The sequence below is a fragment of the Anaerotruncus sp. DFI.9.16 genome (genome assembly GCF_024461615.1).
In the GTDB taxonomy this organism is placed as follows: Bacteria; Bacillota; Clostridia; order Oscillospirales; family Ruminococcaceae; genus Anaerotruncus; species Anaerotruncus massiliensis.
The window spans coordinates 1-2,614 of record NZ_JANFZX010000117.1; the positions used below are offsets into that span (position 1 = coordinate 1).

The 2,614-nt window shown below is 59.6% G+C and carries 2 protein-coding genes; both read right to left on the bottom strand.

Annotated features, from left to right (window positions below; all coding sequences use genetic code 11):
• Window positions 1-2,033, bottom strand: a 2,033-nt coding sequence (locus NE609_RS17145; protein WP_256153222.1) for a hypothetical protein, incomplete at its 3' end; no start/stop codon positions are given.
• On the bottom strand, window positions 2,030-2,614 hold a 585-nt coding region (locus NE609_RS17150), incomplete at its 5' end, for a hypothetical protein (protein WP_256153223.1). The genes NE609_RS17145 and NE609_RS17150, both read right to left, overlap by 4 nt.

Here is a 2,614-nt window from a genome sequence, read left to right on the forward strand (position 1 = left end):
GAAATCAGGTTACCGTTTGCATCCTTTACGCCGAGGAGCCGCACCTCGATGGGCTCGGGGGAGTAGGGGCCGTAGACGTACTCGGTGACGGCGCAGTCCTCCGTGGTATCCAGCGGGTCGCCGTAGTACCGTTTTTCCCGGATCAGACGATTCTGTCCGTCGTATTCATAGGAGGCGCGCTCCTTGAGAACGTCGCCGTCATAGACCCGCTTCTCGGCCGCGAGCTTTTTGTCGCTTGTAAGCGTGTACGCCTCCCGGATCGTGCCGGAGGTGTTCGTCGTAACCCTCCCGGTCATGAGGCTGTAGGAGAGGTCGTAGGTCGAGGAGACGTTCTGGTTGTTGGCGGCGTCCTGCGGATAGTTCTCCGTATATGCGGTGACATTGTCCTTGGAGTCGTAGGCCCAGGTCATCGTCTTGCTCCGGGCGCCGCCGCCCTGCGGATCGTAAACCGTGTCCGTCTCCGAGACGGGCAGCTTGCGCTTGCCGCGGTTTTCAAATTCGTACCTGATCTCCCGCCTGCCCACGAGTCTGGCCGCACCGGAGATGATGTGGTAGGTCTCCTCCGTGGAAAGCATGCCGTGCTTGCTTTCAAAGCTGCTGACCACTCTCTTTTCGGCGACGCCGCCCTTGAGGTATTCCACCGTCGCGGTCTTGGTATAATCGGCCCCGAAGCCGTTCCTGCCAACCTTCTTGACCTGTTTATCCGTCAGGTCCAGTTCGCCCACCGCAAAGCTGTATGTTTCCTCGTGCATTGCGGCGTTCCGGTCGGCCGGGTCCGGAAAATCCCTGCGCGCCTGTACCGCGAAGCTGTAGACCGTGCCGTGCATGCAGCTCGGCAGATTCCGGCTGATCCCCTGATAGGTATATTCCGTCCGGGCGCCCGAGGGGTGCCGGATGGCCGTCAGGAGTTGATAGGTGATATCGACACCGTCGTCCGCCGACTGGCTCGTCTTGAGGAACAGCCGGGTATTCCCGATCTTCGGGGTGTACTCGTAGGCCGTGACGCGCTCGCTGCCTTCCCTGATGACGGCGTGCGCATCCATGAGCCGGTTGTCCTGCACCGTATACTTGCAGAGGATATCCCCCGTATCCTCCTGCTGCCAGTAGAGGGTCTTCACATTGCCCGAGACGGTCTCTTTCAGATTGAGAACACGCCCCATGGTGTCGGTGATCCGGCTCAGGCGGCCGCCCGTGTAGCCGAAGGAGATCCGGTTTCCGAACTTATCCTCCATATACTGGAGCCGGATATCCTCCTCGGTGCCGGAGAAAACGTCCTTGCGGCCGTTCCGGTGGGTCACCACCGTCTGTCCGGAGGGAAAGGAGAGGGTGATGTCCTTTTCCTCGTAGTCCTCAAACTCCCAGACTCTTTTTTCATAGTTGCGGGCGATGGTGATGGAGCGTCCGTCGTCGAGGTGCAGGTACATGGTGCCGCGCAGTCCTTCCTGAATCTCCATGATTTCTGTGGGCGCACTGTATTCGATGGAGGGGAAATTGAACCGCCAGCCGTATCCCAGGCCGTAGAGCTTGAGGAAGTGGTCGTTTGTACGGGCGATGGTTTTGAGACGCTTTCCAGTAATGATATCGTCGAGGAAGTAGTCGTCCGCTGTGAAACCGTTGCTCTCCCGCTGTTCTCTGAGCTCACTTTTGCTTTTGAAATACATATACCGCATTTCCAGCTTGGTGTCATAACGGACATCCTGTCCGTACCAGCTTCCGCTGGTTTTTTCCGGGATGGCGTACTGGGCGCCCGAAGCGGTGGAGTCGTAGGACCGCACCACGTCGAGGTCGAAGCCGTTTAAGCCCGGCAGGTGGACGTCCGTGTAAGAGAGCTGCAGAGCGCCGCTGTTGAGGGAAACGGTTTCGTTGCCCTTATAGGCGATGTGGTAGGGCGCCTCCACGTACTCGCGGGGGATCGCGTCGATGTATTCGGCGCGGTCGCTTGCGGCCGCGGCCATAGGGACCGCCGCTTCCCGTGCGCCCGTTTCCTCCGTAAGCTCCATGTTCAGGCTGCCGTTGTCTTCATAGGTTGTCATAACGTCCCTCCTTTAAGGGCAAAGGTCAGTTCTCCGGCTTTTCTCGCGTGGAACCCCAGCAGGGTAATGATCCCCGTCCACGGCTCTTCCGGTGCAATGGGGAAGTGCAGCTTGAGTTCTCCGTTTTCATGCGAGGCCACCTGCGGAAGCTGGCGGCCGTTTACCGCAAGCCCGATTTTTTCCTGTGGGAAGCCCTCCTCCCAGGATACCGCCGCAGGATCGTATACGACGACGAAGGTGATCCCCTGCGCGGCGGGCGCGTTCAGGGCGTTGATCTGCAGGAGGAGCGCTTCTCCTTCCTCCGCGGCGACAGTGAGCGAATCCTCCCAGTTGCCGCCGGGGATGAGTTCCTGCCACTCCTGCCAGGACGGCTGCTTGTCCGTCAGCATCTGCCAGTCCAGTTTTGCCTTTTCAATGTCCTCCCAGGTGTACCCCGCATCCGGGTCCGGTTCCGGACGGGGCTGGCAGACTTCCAGTTCCGCCCAGCTCCTTCCCGATAAAGCAAGCTCGCTCCATGTAAATGCGCATTGTTCCCAGGTGCATCCGTCCGTTTTTCGCGGGCTCATATTCTGTCTCCTTTC